The organism is Staphylococcus sp. EZ-P03 (assembly GCF_003344575.1).
Taxonomy (GTDB): domain Bacteria; phylum Bacillota; class Bacilli; order Staphylococcales; family Staphylococcaceae; genus Staphylococcus; species Staphylococcus simulans_B.
Genome location: NZ_QPMO01000001.1, coordinates 296381 through 311881 on the forward strand (window position 1 = coordinate 296381; position 15501 = coordinate 311881).

16 protein-coding genes are annotated in these 15501 nt (G+C 36.7%); 10 read left to right on the forward strand and 6 right to left on the reverse strand.

The window, feature by feature from the left end; genetic code table 11:
- Positions 1–198 precede the first annotated feature (198 nt).
- The 5 genes from rplM (at position 199) to DVJ99_RS01520 (ending at position 3254) form a co-directional block, all read left to right on the forward strand.
- Positions 199–636, forward strand: coding sequence for a 50S ribosomal protein L13 (rplM, locus tag DVJ99_RS01500; protein ID WP_114602869.1), 438 nt, complete (start codon positions 199–201; stop codon positions 634–636).
- 19 nt (positions 637–655) lie between these two features.
- Positions 656–1048 carry a 30S ribosomal protein S9 gene (rpsI, locus tag DVJ99_RS01505; RefSeq protein ID WP_199790651.1) on the forward strand — a complete coding sequence of 131 codons (393 nt, stop codon included), beginning with the start codon at positions 656–658 and terminating at the stop codon, positions 1046–1048.
- Positions 1049–1170: 122 nt separating this feature from the next.
- Entirely contained in the window at positions 1171–1404 is a 234-nt protein-coding gene (locus tag DVJ99_RS01510) for a DUF7695 domain-containing protein (RefSeq protein ID WP_114602870.1), read from the forward strand.
- Positions 1401–1940: a histidine phosphatase family protein gene (locus DVJ99_RS01515; RefSeq protein WP_114602871.1), complete on the forward strand. Its 540-nt coding sequence runs from the start codon at positions 1401–1403 to the stop codon at positions 1938–1940. The genes DVJ99_RS01510 and DVJ99_RS01515 overlap by 4 nt, the downstream gene beginning before the upstream one ends.
- 96 nt (positions 1941–2036) lie before the next feature.
- Positions 2037–3254, forward strand: coding sequence for a PAS domain-containing protein (locus DVJ99_RS01520; RefSeq protein ID WP_114602872.1), 1218 nt, complete (start codon positions 2037–2039; stop codon positions 3252–3254).
- A 51-nt stretch (positions 3255–3305) separates the two neighbouring features.
- Here DVJ99_RS01520 and DVJ99_RS01525 read toward each other — a convergent pair whose 3' ends face one another.
- The 6 genes from DVJ99_RS01525 to DVJ99_RS01550 all read right to left on the reverse strand — a co-directional run bounded on the left by DVJ99_RS01525 (position 3306) and on the right by DVJ99_RS01550 (position 8384).
- Positions 3306–4136 carry a CPBP family intramembrane glutamic endopeptidase gene (locus tag DVJ99_RS01525; RefSeq protein WP_114602873.1) on the reverse strand — a complete coding sequence of 277 codons (831 nt, stop codon included), beginning with the start codon at positions 4134–4136 and terminating at the stop codon, positions 3306–3308.
- A 148-nt stretch (positions 4137–4284) separates the two neighbouring features.
- The gene (locus DVJ99_RS01530; protein ID WP_114602874.1) at positions 4285–4758 is read right to left on the reverse strand and encodes a PTS sugar transporter subunit IIA; all 474 of its coding nucleotides are present in this window, start codon (positions 4756–4758) and stop codon (positions 4285–4287) included.
- Positions 4759–4933: 175 nt separating this feature from the next.
- Positions 4934–5452, reverse strand: a complete 519-nt coding sequence (locus tag DVJ99_RS01535; protein ID WP_114602875.1) for a YfiT family bacillithiol transferase — start codon at positions 5450–5452, stop codon at positions 4934–4936.
- 112 nt (positions 5453–5564) lie between these two features.
- Positions 5565–5780 (reverse strand): heavy-metal-associated domain-containing protein, encoded by a 216-nt coding sequence (locus tag DVJ99_RS01540; RefSeq protein ID WP_114602876.1) that lies wholly within the window; start codon positions 5778–5780, stop codon positions 5565–5567.
- Entirely contained in the window at positions 5728–7656 is a 1929-nt protein-coding gene (locus DVJ99_RS01545; RefSeq protein WP_114602877.1) for a heavy metal translocating P-type ATPase, read from the reverse strand. The genes DVJ99_RS01540 and DVJ99_RS01545 overlap by 53 nt, the downstream gene beginning before the upstream one ends.
- An 86-nt stretch (positions 7657–7742) precedes the next feature.
- The gene (locus DVJ99_RS01550) at positions 7743–8384 is read right to left on the reverse strand and encodes a Crp/Fnr family transcriptional regulator (protein WP_114602878.1); all 642 of its coding nucleotides are present in this window, start codon (positions 8382–8384) and stop codon (positions 7743–7745) included.
- A 217-nt stretch (positions 8385–8601) separates the two neighbouring features.
- On the opposite strand from DVJ99_RS01550, the gene ppdK reads away from it, so the two are divergent.
- The 5 genes from ppdK (at position 8602) to DVJ99_RS01575 (ending at position 15398) form a co-directional block, all read left to right on the forward strand.
- Positions 8602–11244, forward strand: a complete 2643-nt coding sequence (ppdK, locus tag DVJ99_RS01555) for a pyruvate, phosphate dikinase (protein ID WP_114602879.1) — start codon at positions 8602–8604, stop codon at positions 11242–11244.
- Complete coding sequence (locus tag DVJ99_RS01560; RefSeq protein WP_114602880.1) at positions 11231–12046, forward strand: pyruvate, water dikinase regulatory protein; 816 nt, start codon at positions 11231–11233, stop codon at positions 12044–12046. Before ppdK ends, DVJ99_RS01560 begins: the two co-directional genes overlap by 14 nt.
- A gap of 241 nt (positions 12047–12287) precedes the next feature.
- Positions 12288–13163: an alpha/beta hydrolase gene (locus DVJ99_RS01565; protein ID WP_114602881.1), complete on the forward strand. Its 876-nt coding sequence runs from the start codon at positions 12288–12290 to the stop codon at positions 13161–13163.
- Between the two features lie 72 nt (positions 13164–13235).
- The gene (locus tag DVJ99_RS01570) at positions 13236–14249 is read left to right on the forward strand and encodes a zinc-binding alcohol dehydrogenase family protein (protein ID WP_114602882.1); all 1014 of its coding nucleotides are present in this window, start codon (positions 13236–13238) and stop codon (positions 14247–14249) included.
- Positions 14250–14384: 135 nt separating this feature from the next.
- Entirely contained in the window at positions 14385–15398 is a 1014-nt protein-coding gene (locus DVJ99_RS01575; protein ID WP_114602883.1) for a zinc-binding alcohol dehydrogenase family protein, read from the forward strand.
- Positions 15399–15501 lie beyond the last annotated feature (103 nt).

Below are 15501 nucleotides of genomic sequence, written 5' to 3' on the forward strand. Positions count from 1 at the left end.
ATACATCAATAAATTATACGATTATAAACGGTATTGTTTTATATCACCCCACGATAAGCCCCGGAAACTTATTGTGTTACTAGATATAGAAGCAAAGTCGAACGAACTCAACAAATGAACTTATCTGAGCTTTGAATCGTAACATTGTTTTTTAAAAAAGCAACTCAACACGCAGTTATTATTAGGAGGACAATTATTATGCGTCAAACATTTATGGCTAATGAATCAAACATTGAGCGCAAATGGTATGTTATTGATGCGGCTGGCCAAACTTTAGGTCGTTTATCATCAGAAGTAGCATCTATTTTACGCGGAAAACATAAAGTAACTTTCACACCACACGTTGATAACGGTGACTATGTAATCATCATCAACGCTGGACAAATCGAAATGACAGGTAACAAAGAATCTGACAAAGTTTATTACCGTCACTCAAACTACCCAGGTGGTATCAAATCAATCACAGCTGGCGAATTAAAAGAGAAAAACCCAGCACGTTTACTTGAAATTTCAATTAAAGGTATGTTACCAAGCAACCGTTTAGGCGAAAAACAAGGTAAAAAATTATTTGTATATGGTGGCGCTGAACATCCACACGCTGCACAACAACCAGAAAACTACGAGTTACGTGGTTAATTAGAAGGAGGAAATTACATTGGCACAAGTTGAATATAGAGGCACAGGCCGTCGTAAACACTCAGTAGCACGTGTACGTTTAGTACCAGGCGAAGGTAACATCACTGTAAATGGTGAAGACGTACGTGAATATTTACCATTTGAATCATTAATCTTAGACTTAAACCAACCATTCGACGTTACAGAAACTCAAGGTAACTATGATGTTTTAGTTAACGTACACGGTGGCGGTTTCACAGGTCAAGCACAAGCTATCCGTCACGGTATCGCTCGTGCATTATTAGAAGCTGATCCTGAATACAGAAGTTCTTTAAAACGCGCTGGATTACTTACTCGTGACCCACGTATGAAAGAACGTAAAAAACCAGGTCTTAAAAAAGCACGTCGTTCACCACAATTCTCAAAACGTTAATTGTCGGAACATACGATGTTTCTATACAACACTTCCCAGATTTGTCGGGAAGTGTTTTTTTTAATGAGAAAAAGTTATAATTAATAAAACAGAGTTATCAATATTTGAAAGAAGGGAACATCATGAAGAAAATCATCAGAAATATTGCGAGATGCAAAATGTGCGGAGATATTATTGAATCAAAACATAGACATGATTTTGTCGGTTGTAAATGCGGTTGTATCTATTTAGATGGCGGAACAGATTATCAAAGATTTTTGTGGCATACCCAAGAAGGAAAAGGGAAAGAAAGCTCGAACTACATTGATTTGAGCCTATCTGTTTATGAAGAAGAGGATGAAAATAAAACAGAATGAGAATATACTTTGTCAGACATTCATTAAGAGATAATAGTGTGAAAGAAGATGCCATTGCACCTTTAACTAGAGAAGGTTTGAAAAAAGCAGAAGAATTGGCATTTTATTTTGAAGATAAAAATATAGAACAGATATATGCCAGTCCTTATCGACGTGTGATGGACACTGTATTACCCACAGCACAAAGACTGAAGCTGTCAATTAACAAAGACGAAGGTTTGCGTGAAAGAAAAATAGGACGTTGGGTAGAAGACTTTTATGAATTTGCGGAAAAGCAGTGGCAAGATTTTGACTATAAGCTAGAGAATGGTGAATCATTAAATGAAGTTCAAAATCGTATTGTGCAAACCTATCATCAAATTATAGAGAACAATGAAGCAGAAACATTATTAATTTGTGGTCACGGTACCGCATTGTCACTTTTATTTAATCACTTAACAAATGGTCGTTTTGGTCATAAAGACTTTCTACAAATGAAAATGCCATCTATCTATTTATTTGAAACAAAGTCACAAGCATTAACACGCATTCAGTGATATCTCGTATTAAAATCAGTGAATACGCTAATATCATCTTATAACGAATGCGTTTATACTTGAAGAGAGGAAATATAAGAATTGCAGGTGTTTGTGATGTTTAATATTAGTTCAGTATCAAATGAGGTTAAAGAAGAAGTTAAAGCACTCATTGATCAACATATACATCAAGAAGATATTAATGACATGTTAATAGATCTCTCTCAAACTGTCTCAAGCAATAAAATTACAGAAGCACTAAGACAGCTTTACTTTATAGAAAAATTCACGTCTATGTATGAAATAGAACGCTTTGTTTCAACATATGAAAAGGTGACAAATCAATCACTGACAGAAATCACACTTTCACACGATAGCATACATCCATTGAATATCTTTAAACAAGAAATTCACACACTTCAATCATTGATTCAAGAAACAGGCAAGTTAATGTACAAAGTAGAAAGCAATGATACAGAAGCGGTGAAATCATTTAAAGAGAAGGTACAAGCACTTTCAGGTGTGATTCCGCATTTTAACCGTAAAGAAAAGATTATCTTTCCTGTTATTGAGCGAAGAGGCGAGTATATTCTGCCTCGAAAAATGTGGGCAGATGATGACGTCATTCGTTTTGCGTTAAACAAACTGCAAAAACGCGCAGTTAAACTTGAAGAAGTAGAATGGCGACATATAGAGAGTACCTATATTGAATTAGAAAGCAGTTTAATGGACATGTTACGCCAAGAAGAGCTGTTGCTGATTCCATTAATGCAAGAAGACATCAGTGCAGTTGAGTGGCAGCAAATCGCGCAAGAAAGCAGTGCTTTTGGGTATGCGATAGAAGTTACTGAGACATGGCAAGATTCTGATATTGAATTAACACCTATCGATGCACAATATGATGCAAAACAAGGACAACAGAATTTACGCTTTGGCGGAGGTTTCTTAACGACAAAAGAAACAGATCTTATTTTAAATAACTTGCCAGTTGAGATTACATTCGTTGATAAAAATGGTACTTTTAAATACTTTAATGATTTAGTCGAAGCTTCAGAAATGATGTTTATTCGTACACCAATCTCGATTGGAAGAAATGTGGCAAACTGTCATCCGCCTAAAAGTTTAAGTAAAGTCATGCAGATTATCCGTGACTTAAAAACGAAACAGAAAGTTTCAGAATCTATGTGGTTTAAAAAAGGTGACAAGTTTATTCATGTCACATATAAAGCCTTATTTGATGAGAACGATGAATATATGGGAATACTAGAGTATGTACAAGATATACAGCCATTCTTTGAATTGCCGCAGAAATTCAAAAGAAATGCGGAAAAATAAGTCATGTGAAATAGAAAATCCTCGAGTCAATCTGATTCGAGGATTTTCTTATTATTTAAACCAATAAGTGATGAGATACAAAGGGAAGTTCATACAAATATGAATGAGTATCAATAAATAGACATTACGATACTTTGTCCAGAAGAAACCAAGGAATATTCCGGCAAGTGCATGCGTAACTAGCGCTTGGGCTGATAATTCTAGCAGGTTGCCTTGTCCTTGTATGCCAGCATGCCATAATGACCAAAGAATTGTACTGATACAAACAGAAGCAAGGATACCTAAATGTTCTAAACGAGTTTGAAGCCATACTCGATAAAAGACTTCTTCTAACACAGCATTCATTAATATCGAAATCACTGTAAAGATAAGAACAAATAGATACGGTTCATCATAAGAGATATGAGATAAGTTATTCAAAGGACTAAAATACAATACTAACCAAATGACATAAACAATAGGTGCTAACGACCAATTAATGAATGGTTGAGCTGTAGAAAGTATAGAGCTTTTTTCACGCCTGATAACCAATAAAGGAATCATTAACAACAACACCAACTTATAAATGTAAAACAGCTCAAAATAAGGTTGAGGTGTAAGGAAAACCAAAACGATATAGACTATGCTTGATATAAGTAAAATGCGTGTTGATTTTAAAGGTTTCTGAATGAGCGGCTGAAATTTAAAGTGCCAAGGCAATATAAATAAAGCAGCAAGCGGAATTAAATAAATCAGCCAAATGTAGATAAAGTGTGTTTTATCTTGAACATCTGCACTTGTTTGAATCAGACCGTCTTGTGCAGTCTGTACGTATAAAGCTGAAATCAAAACTAATAATAATGTAATAGCAGGGATAAGCAAACGTAATCTGTTTTTCTGCATGGCGTATCTCCTTAGTATTGAATTATAAAAGTATTTAACTAATAATACCCTACTTTATTCAACTTTGTCCTTTTAAAAGAAAAATCCTCAAACCAATTTGATTTGAGGATTAAAGCCGTTTATTCATGCTTTAAGCAGAACATAGATATTAAAAGTTTGCTTGAAGATACTCATAAATCGCATCTGCATCTGTAAGTTTAAAGAATTTTTCCATCTCTTTTTTATCTTCTTTTTGGAAGAAAAGAATAAGATCAGATAATAAGTGTACTTGACTTGTTTTGTTTGCGTTTAAAATCAAGAATACGAAATCAACTGGTAAATCTTTATGAGGTGAACTCATATTTTGGAAAACTACAGGATTTGTTAATTTAACAGGTACAATTTTAGTTGTGTTCACAAATTCTGGTTCTGTATGCGGTACAGCGATATTAGGGAATGTTTCACTGATATCAGATAGAATGAGACCTGTTGGATAATTTTTCTCACGCTCTAAAACATGTTCTAAATAATTTTCTTTAACATAACCTGCTTTTAATAAAGCCTCTGTTACTTCTTTAAGTACCGCTTCTTTACTATCCGCATTTGACACGAATACACTATCTTTTGAAAATAAATAACTCATAAGCTGCTCCTTCTCTGCTGCATAGATTTTTCGTTTTCTCTTTTCATTTAAAGTATAGAAAAGTAATTAGATGTCTGTCAATCTATTATGTGTGAAATATAACAGATGAGCAGTAAGCCATTTAACATAAAAGACAAAAATAAAACTCTGCTGCTGAGCAACAGAGTTTTATTGATTATCTATGCGCTTTCAACGCTAATTTGATATGTTCTAAATGATGATTACCGTGCCATGCCATTTTTGCGACAATATCTGCTAATCGGCCTTCTCCTTCTTCAGGGTGAGAGAAAGTACGTTCAAATGCTTCTTCAGGTAATTCACGCAATAAGATTGCCCAGCGCTTGTGCATGCCGTCAATTAATTCAAGCGAATATTCCAAAGGTGCTTTGTTATCTAAAGTATTGACCCAATCATCTTGAGAGAATGTTGAGACGTGGGGATGATCTTCAGTTAATACTAATTTAGTTCGGATGAAACCATGCATATGGCTGTCCGCTATATGATGGATTAATGTTTCTACATCCCAACTGCCTTCACGGTATGTCGCATGGCGTTCAGATTCAGAAGCGTTAGATGTCAGTGTCGTAAGTTTATCTGGAAGTGTTTCAATCGCTTCAATCCAAGTATTTAAATCTTCTTTACTATAACTGTCAGGTTTTTGAAACTTTCCAATCGGAAATTGATTTTTTAACATGGATACTCTGCCTTTCATCATATATTTAATTAAGTGTCAGTATATCATAGACAAAATTAAATAGATAATTTATGAGGTTACGACCATGTCATTTTACAAAATTTTAAAAAAGTTAAGCCGTTTTCAATACTTGATAGCCTAGTTGTTCAATTGTATGACTGATTTCCTCTGTACTGAGTTTCGATTCATCAAAGCCGACTTTAACTTTACTGCTGTTAAAGAGCACTTTAGCATTTTCAACGCCGTCAGTCTGGTTTAAGGCACCTTCGATTTTCTTAATGCACGTAGGGCATGTCAGTGTTTCTAATTGTAGTTTGATTTGTTTCATTAATATCTTCTCCTTTAATTTTAAATCGAATTAAACGCATCGCATTTAAGATAACGATGAGTACACTTGCTTCATGAATAAACATTCCAATGGCTAAATTCACACCGCCGAGCAGTACACCGATGAGTAAACTGAATACTGTAATCATGGCGATGGCTATATTTTGTTTGATATTTCTGCTGGTTGCTTGTGCTAATAAGAAGGCGTGTGCATACTGTTTTAAACGATCGGCCATTAAGACTATATCCGCTGTTTCCATTGAGACATCTGTACCTCCGTCTCCCATCGCAATACCGATATCCGCTGTCGCAATGGCAGGGGCATCATTAATACCGTCTCCAGCCATCGCTGTGTGATAGCCTTCTTGTTTTAGTTTCTCAATATAAGCAGTCTTGTCTTCAGGCAGCAATTCAGCTTTGATGACATCAATATTTAAATCTTTGCCGATTGCCTTGGCAGTCTGCGGATTATCTCCAGTCAACATAACAGTCTGTTTAACACCATGTGCCTTCATTAATTCAATCGCAGCTTTTGCGTCTTCTCGTATTTCATCTTTGATGGATAAGATATAAGCTAATTGCTGGTTGACTGCGACATAGACTAAAGTATGCGCAGATTGTTCTTCGGCTTTTGCGTGCTTTATTGCATGCGGACTTATCTGTACATGCTCAGCTTTCATTAATGCACGGTTGCCTGCACTGATGTGATAGCCGTCAATGGTACCTTGCAAGCCTTTGCCTTTATGGTGATCAGTCGTTTGCACATTATAATCATTCAGGTTGTAATGCTTGCTTGCATAGTCGACAATCGCTTTGCCGAGGTGGTGTTCTGATGTTTGTTCTAAACTGCCGAGCATCCCTAAAAGTTCAGGGGGTGCTGTGTTAAAGCTTTCAATGTGAACGACTTCAGGTGTACCTTTGGTTAATGTGCCGGTTTTATCAAAGACCATGACATCGATTTTAGAGAGTGTTTCCATAATATCGCTGCCCTTAATCAGAGCACCATGTTTTGCGCCATTTCCAATTCCCGCAACACTTGAAACAGGGGCACCGATAATTAATGCACCTGGACAAGCAATCACTAAGAAGGTAATCGCAAGGTGCAGATTCCATGTGATGAGTCCGACAAGCGCAGCTAAGATGATAACACCAGGTGTATACCATTTAGCGAAGCGGTCTAAGAAACGTTCAGTATCAGATTTGGTTTCTTGTGCTTCTTCAATTAAATCTATAATTTTTGCAAAGGCTGTATCTTCTCCAACTTTATCCGCAATCATTTCAACATAGCCTGAATCTAAAATCGTACTGCTGAAAAGTTTGTCATTCTGTGTTTTAGTTTTAGGTACAGATTCTCCTGTAATCGAGGCTTCATTCAATGTGCCTTCTCCTTTGACAATATGTCCATCGACAGGGACACGGCTGCCGGGTGTTAAGACAAGACGGTCGCCTTTAACGACTTCATCAACACTGATTACAGAACGCGTTTTGTCTTCATTGAGCAATACTGCTTCTGTCGGTGCGAGTTCTGTCAATGATTGGATAGAGCGGCGTGTACGTTCTAATGTTTTCTTTTCAAGGTAGGTTCCAAATAAGAATAAGAACGTCACAACAGCAGATTCAATATACTCTCCGATAAACAATGCCCCAATCACCGCAATACTGATTAACAACTCGATACTAAACATTTTAAATCTTAAAGCTTGTACGGCTTTTAAACCGATGACCAGCATTGCGAGAACAGTAGCTGTGATTAATAAAGCGTTGCTGTAGAGGTGCAGGTCTTTAGGCACAAAGCGTAAAACAATACCGATGACCAATCCTATGAATGACAGCAATGTCAGTTTCTGTTCATTGCGGTAAACCCATTTAGTAAACATAAAAATCCTCCTCTCGTTTTTATCTGATGTGTGCTGCTTTCATCTTTAATGATACGAGAGAAGGGGAGAAATAAAAATGACCTAGATCAATTTTTCAGTACTTTATAGGTATTGTGGTTGATTTTGTCTAAAATACCTTCTTGTTCCAGCTGTTTGAAGGTACGATTCAGTGTTTCCGGCTGCATGCTTAAATAAGTCGCTAAGTGTTTTTTAGTCATCGGCAATTTCAATAGATTGTCTTTAGTTTCAAGTTCAATATAAGCCATTAGACGTTCTTTACTGCTCATCAGTGCGATTTGCGTTGTCATAGTTTCTGTCTGATTCAAGCGTTTGGCTAATCCTTCTATCATCTTAATACCGATATCTGGATAATCCTGTATCAGCGCATGGATTGCGGATTGGTCGATGGTACACACTTGACTGTCTTCTATTGCTTCTGCGTAGGTTTGTGCACTGGACACAGCATCGAATAATGTCAGTTCGCCAGTAAAATCGCTATGATCCAATATGCGTATTAATTGTTCTTCACCCTCGTCAGTAAGTCTGAAAATCCTCACTTTGCCTGAATGTATAACAAATAACGTATGTACATCATCGCCTGCCATAAAGAGATATTCACCTTTTTTTACGGTATTAGAATGTACTTTTGAAAAGACATGTTCTAGTGCTGTACGATCCAAATTTTGAAAAATCGGTACTTTACTCACACATAATTGATAGCCTTTCATAATTTTTCGCTCCTTTTTCATCCTTATATTAAGCATATGCTAATTTTTTAAAAGGGTAAATAACCTTGCTTTTAAGGTAAATGTAACGAATTAGTGAAAAGATTAACAAATTAATTTGAGAAATAGTATGTTTTTTATTGTCAAAACGCTTTCAGTGTGACATACTTTAAAATAATTAGTATGACACATTAAGAAAAATATATGAGGTGATCTACAAATGACAAAATTAATCTATGCATTTGAAGAAGGCAGTCAATCAATGAAGGACTTGCTTGGCGGTAAAGGTGCCAACTTAGCTGAAATGATGCGCTTAGGCTTACCTGTACCAGATGGATTTACTATCACTACAGAAGCTTGTATAGAATATTTAAAACAAGGTGCTACATTATCAGATGAATTAAAAGAGGAATTACATACACAATTAGCAGCTTTCTCAGAACGTACTGGGAAATCTTTTTCATCTGACGACAATTTATTATTAGTTTCTGTACGAAGCGGCGCGAAAATTTCAATGCCAGGTATGATGGATACAATTTTAAACTTAGGTTTAAATGATGAAAATGTTGAAAAGCTTGCGAAGAAAACAGACGATGCACGATTCGCATATGACTGTTACCGCCGTTTATTGCAAATGTTCGGTCAAGTGGTTTATGGTATTTCAATGACAGCGTTCGACCGCTATTTCGATCAATACAAAGCAGAGCATGGTTATGAAACAGATGCAGAGATTCCTGCAGAAGGTTTGAAAACTATCAGTGAACGCTTCAAAGAAATATATGTAGAAGAAGTCTACAAACCATTCCCGCAAGAGCCTTTAAAACAATTAACAGAAGCGGTGGAAGCGGTATTTAAATCTTGGGATAACGACCGTGCACGTGTATACCGTGATTTAAACGATATTCCGCATGATATCGGTACAGGTGTCAACGTTCAAGAAATGGTCTTCGGCAACAGCGGTGAAAAAAGCGGTACAGGTGTTGCATTTACAAGAAACCCTGTAACAGGTGAAAACCACGTCTTCGGCGAGTATTTATTAAATGCACAAGGTGAAGATGTGGTGGCAGGTATTCGTACACCTAAAGAAATCGATACATTAGCACAACAAATGCCTGATGTTTATCAAGAATTTGTAGATGTCACTGAAAAATTAGAATTGCATTATAAAGATATGCAAGATATCGAGTTTACGATTGAAAACGGCAAACTTTATATTTTACAAACACGTAACGGCAAACGTACAGCGAGAGCAGCAATGCAAATTGCGGTGGATCTTGTAGACGAAGGGGTTATTACAAAAGACGAGGCGCTGACAAAGGTAGATGTAAAATCAATCGATACATTATTGCACCCTGCATTCAAAGCAGAAGCTATTGAAGCAGCAGAAGCAATTTCAGATGCAGGCTTGCCAGCAAGTCCAGGTGCATCTACAGGTAAAGTTGTATTCTCAGCTGAAGATGCGAAAGTACAAGCAGAACAAGGCGAAAAAGTAATTTTAATGCGTCCTGAAACATCACCAGAAGATATCGAAGGTATGGTCGCTAGTGAAGCAATCGTCACAACACACGGCGGCATGACCTCGCACGCAGCTGTTGTTGCACGCGGTATGGGTAAATGCTGTGTGACAGGCTGTTCTAACTTGAATATCGATACTGAAGGCAAAACAGTCACATACCATGGTCAAACATTGCATGAAGGCGATGTAATTTCTGTAGATGGTTCTACAGGGAATATTTATCTTGGCGAAATTGAAAAGACAGATGCTGAGCATAGTGAAGCGTTCGACCGTTTCATGCAATGGGCACAAGATGCAGCACGCATGAATGTACGTATGAATGCAGAAACACCTCAAGATATTGCATCCGGCTATAAATTCGATGCTTCAGGTATCGGTCTTGTAAGAACTGAGCATATGTTCTTCGGTGCAGAGCGTTTAGTACAAATGCGCCGCTTTATCTTAGCCGCATCTCAAGAAGAACGTATTGAAGCACTGAATGAAATCCGTAAATATCAAATTGAAGATTTTGAACAGATCTTCAGATTATCAAACGGCAGACCAACGATTGTACGTTTGCTGGATCCGCCATTGCATGAATTCCTTCCTAAATCAGAAGATGAAATTCAAATGGTGTCACAACAATTAAACGTTGAAAAAGATGTTTTAAGAAAACGTATTACAGACTTGCATGAAACAAACCCGATGCTCGGCCACCGCGGCTGTCGTTTAGCTGTCACTTATCCGGAACTTTCGGAAATGCAGACGGAAGCTATAATCGGAAGTGTATTGAAATTAAAAGAAGAAGGTATCGAAAGTGAACCGGAAATCATGGTACCGCTTGTTTCAACAGCAGAAGAATTTAAAACATTGAAAACAACAATCCAAATGACTGCAGAAAGTATGCTGGAAGAAGCAGGTGTCTCTGTCGATTACTTAATCGGTACAATGATTGAAACACCGCGTGCATGCCTGATTGCAGGAGAACTTGCAAAAGAATCAGAGTTCTTCAGTTTCGGTACAAATGATTTAACACAATTAACGTTTGGATTCTCTCGTGATGACGCGGGTAAATTCATCGGTGAATATATTAACAGAGGCTTGCTTGCAGTTGATCCATTCCAAACATTAGATGTTGACGGTGTAGGACAACTCATTAAAACAGCAGTAGAACAAGCAAAAGCAATAAATCCAGACATTAAAATCGGGGTTTGCGGCGAATTAGGCGGTGATCCTAAATCGATTCATTACTTCAATGACTTAGCGATTGATTATGTCTCATGCTCTCCATTCAGAGTTCCAGGTGCTATGTTAGCTGCTGCACAAAGCCATGTAGAAAGTGAGAGAGTGGTCGGTGCAAAACAATAAAGAACATTTAGCTTTATATGTCGTATCAGATTCTATCGGAGAAACTGCACAGCGCATGATTCATGCGACTTTGACGCAGTTTCCCGGTTTAGAAGAAAGTGCGGAAATAAAAAAGTTTCCATTCATTAAAAATGAAGAAGAATTTTTAACTATTTTAAAATTGGCGAAACAACGCGACGCTGTGGTTGTCACAACACTTGTGAGTCCGAAGTTTAATAAAATCGGGCGCACATATGCTGAAGAGGAAAACATTCCTTATATTGATTACATGTCAGATTTATTGCGTTTGATTGAAGAAAAGACACAAACACATGCATTGAGAGAAAGCGGTGCATTACGTAAAATGGACCAGCATTATTTCCAACGTATCGAAGCGATGGAATTCTCAGTTAAATATGATGACGGCAAAGTGTTTGACGGTATCGAAGATGCAGATGCGGTAATTTTAGGAGTATCCCGAACTTCTAAAACACCACTTAGTATGTATCTAGCCAATAAAGGTTATAAAATTGCTAACATTCCATTAGTACCTGAAGCACCTATCCCAGAAGAGGTGTTCAGCAAGAAAATGCTGGTATTTGGTTTAACCGCAAGTCCCGATTATATTATGAATATCCGTACACAACGCATCCGTGTACTGGGTATGAAAGGTTCAGCCAATTACAACAGCTTGCAAAGAATCAAACAAGAATTAAGTTATGCAGAGGAAGTATTCGATAAGTTTAATGCTACAGTCATTAATACAGAATATAAGTCCATTGAAGAATCTGCATTTTACATTGAAAAATATTTAAACAAATAGTCATTCATCCATCCATAACTATAATAGAAAATTCCATAATAACTTCTCACAAATATAAACTTGAAGCCGCAGCTGTCTCCATTCAGTTGCGGCTTTTAAAATTGAAATCATTTAAAAACGTGCTTTTTCAAGAAAATTGAATTTTTCTATTCATATTTTTATTGCGGGAAATTCCAGAAACCACTATACTTAAGTGAAAATATACAACCACCAAGAAGACACAAAGTTAGGGGATAGAGAGATGGAGAAACAAAATCAACCTGATGCCAAGACAATAAGGTTAATTGCGATTATCGCAGTGGCTTTGGGCGTACTTGGAATTATTAAATATATCTGGGCTGAACATAGTCAGAATAATCCGATAGATCAAGGCAATAAAATCGCAACACCGACTTTATTTATGCATGGTTATGGCGGCAGTGTTAACTCCGAACGCTACTTTGCACAGCAAGCCAAAGAAGAGGGATACGCAAAAGAGGCTGTAGTTGCGACAGTCGGTTCGAATGGTCACGTTACTTTAAAAGGGAAGATTGAGGCTGATGACAAACATCCGATAGTTTTAGTGAATTTAAAGGACAATAAGAACAGTGATATGAAGCTGAATGCTTTATGGATTAAAAATGTTTTAGAAGCTTTGAAACAAGACTATCAATTCAAGCAATACAATATTGTCACTCATTCAATGAGTAACCTGTCGTTTGCGAATTACATGATCAAATACGGCAACAATGCAGACTTGCCTGAGTTAAACAAACAAGTCAATATCGCAGGTACATTTAATGGTATTATCGGTATCAATGATGAACCGGGAAAAGTGACAGTAGACGACAACGGAAAACCTGATCAAATGACAGACGGTTATCTAGATTTATTGAATTTGAAAAAAGTTGCGGCTTATGAAAAAGTATCGATTTTAAATATTTATGGTGATATCGGTGATGGTTCAAATAGCGATGGCCGTGTGACGAATGCTTCTTCAAAATCGTTAAAATATATAATGAATCATCATGCGAAAAGCTATCAGGAACACTTGATTAAAGGCAAACAAGGACAGCATAGCCAATTGCATGAAAGCAAAGAAGTGGCAGAGAGTATTTTCAAATTCTTATGGAAATAAGCGCAAAGATTAGAAAAAGTACAAATAGGCAATATAATAAATAGATGTATTAGAATAAATGAGGTGTAAAACATGAAAGCAATAGGTGCAGATAAAGCCTTTGAATTATCAGAAGGCAACTTATTTTATGAATTCGATAAAGAAAAACCTGTTCCTAAAGACAGAGAGTTATTAGTTAATATCAAGGCTATCAGTGTCAACCCGATAGATACGAAACAACGCAAGCGCCCTATCGAAAATCCGCCGAGAATATTAGGCTATGACGCAGTAGGTGTTGTAGAAGCAACAGGCCCAAATTGCGAATTGTTTAAGACGGGCGATGAAGTATTTTATTCCGGTTCGTTATTATTTGATGGGTCTAATGCAGAGTATCAGGTGATGGATGAACGCTATGCGGCAGCAAAACCAAGCAATGTGTCATACAATGAAGCAGCAAGCTTCCCATTAACTTCTATTACAGCATATGAAGTCCTCTTTGATATTTTCAACATATCTTCAAACCCAGATAACAATAAAGGTAAAACATTATTGATTATTAATGGTGCAGGCGGTGTCGGAAGTATTGCGACACAAATCGCAAAAGCTTACGGCCTTAAAGTGGTTACTACAGCAGGCAGAGAAGAAACAACAGAATGGTCGAAACAAATGGGTGCAGACTTAGTTATTAATTACAAAGAAGATTTAAAAGCACAGTTGGATGCTAATGGTGTGAAAGACATTGACTTTATCTTCTGTACTTTTAATACTGACATGTATTATGAAACAATGATTGATTTAGTCAAACCAAGAGGCATTTTAGCAACCATCGTCGCATTTAATGAAAATCAAGACTTGAACTTGCTTAAAGGCAAAAGTTTAACGTTTGCACATGAAAATATGTTTGCACGTTCTATCAATGATACAGATATTATTCAATACCACCGCTATTTGACAGATGTGTCTAAAAAGGTAGAAGCGGGTGTCTACCAGCCGACAGTAACAAAAGTTGTTGATCAGCTGACACCAGAGACACTTTATGAAGCACATCAAGCATTAGAACAACATGTGATTAATGGTAAATTAGTATTCAATTTAGAAAATAAATAATGAATAGAGACATCAGAAACAGTTGAAAATACTGTTTTCTGGTGTCTTTTTAAATTGTATCAAAGCTAAACAATTGCTTAATCTTCAACTAAGTTCTATGATGAGGCAACAATCACAAATAAAGGAAGTGTTCATATGAAAGCGATTGGTGCAGATCGCAGTTTTGAATTATCAGAAGGTAATTTGTTTTATGAATTCGATAAAGCAGTGCCGACGCCTAAAGGCAATGAAATTTTAGTGAAAGTCAAAGCTATCAGTGTGAATCCTGTCGATACAAAAATCAGACAATCACCAGTAGACAAAGCACCAAGAATTTTAGGTTATGATGCTGCAGGTGTGGTAGAGGCAGTCGGACCTAAAAGTGAATTATTTAATGTCGGTGATGAAGTATTTTATTCCGGTTCAAGTTTCTATGACGGTTCAAATGAACAATATCAAGTGATGGACGAGCGTTTGGTTGGAAAGAAACCAGATAATATTTCATACAGCGAAGCAGCGAGTCTGCCTTTAACAGCGTTAACGGCTTATGAAGTGTTGTTTGATGTCTTCGGCATTTCTTCTAACCCTGATAATAATAAGGGTAAATCTATTTTGATTATAAATGGTGCCGGCGGTGTCGGCAGTATTGCGACACAAATCGCAAAAGTCTACGGCCTTCATGTCGTAACAACAGCAGGAAGACAAGAAACAAAAGAATGGTCTGAATCAATGGGCGCTGATATTGTCTTGAATTATAAAGAAAATTTAAAAGATCAATTAGCTGACCATCAAATCCAATACTTTGACTATATCTTCTGTACGCATGATACAGATGAGTACTATGAACTCATGATTGACTTAATCAAACCAAGAGGACATATTACAACGATCGTGGCCTTCAAAGAGAAACAAGACTTGAATCTATTAAAAGGCAAGAGCCTGACATTCACACATGATTATATGTTCGGAAGATTAGATTATGGTGTGGATGAAATTCAGTACCACCGCTATTTAACTGACTTATCTCAAAAAGTAGAGGCAGGCAGTTATCAACCAACGATGACAAAAGAAGTGAAAGGTTTAACACCAGAGACATTATTTGAAGCACATCAATTATTAGAAAGCCAATCTATGATTGGCAAATTAGTTATTAATATGGAAAATGAATAAGATTAAGTTATGGGGCTGGGACATTAATGTGACTCAGAACCGAAAACAGGAAGATTTTCATGATAAAAAATGAAAAATCTTCCTGTTTTAATTTTAAATAGAA